The sequence below is a fragment of the Thermococcus sp. M36 genome (assembly GCF_012027355.1).
Lineage (GTDB): Archaea > Methanobacteriota_B > Thermococci > Thermococcales > Thermococcaceae > Thermococcus.
In genome coordinates this window covers 1-395 of record NZ_SNUH01000330.1, presented here as the reverse complement: position 1 = coordinate 395, position 395 = coordinate 1, and the positions used below count along the sequence as shown (strand labels likewise).

Genomic DNA, 395 nt, shown 5'->3' with positions numbered 1-395 from the left:
AAATACAATTAATAAAGGAACAAAAATTCGATGATTTGTGGAAATTTGTAGAAGATGATTATAGACTTGCACAAAAAAAAGCTGGATATCAAGTAAATGAAAGTGCAGTAAAGCAAGCAAAAGATTATTATTATGAAAATATTGTTCCACAGTTAAAGAAGCAATAATGGACTTACAATTAACGCCTTACGTATCAGCAGGTCAATTTAAGATAGGAGCACTAAAAAAAAATATTAATGAAGTTTTAGGTAGTGATTTTGAATTTTATTCTTACAGTTATAGCTCAGACGTTACAGACCACTATAAAAAACACGGATTACAATTTGATTATGACAATGGAAATATTTGTATATCAATACAAATAGAAAAACCTTCTTTTGCTTTTTATAGAAACA

Annotated in this window: 1 protein-coding gene; it reads left to right on the top strand. The window is 27.3% G+C overall.

Going from position 1 to position 395, the window contains the following annotated elements; translation table 11 throughout:
• Positions 1 to 166: 166 nt before the first annotated feature.
• Positions 167 to 395, top strand: a 229-nt coding sequence (locus tag E3E36_RS13095) for a hypothetical protein (protein WP_206203739.1), incomplete at its 3' end; no start/stop codon positions are given.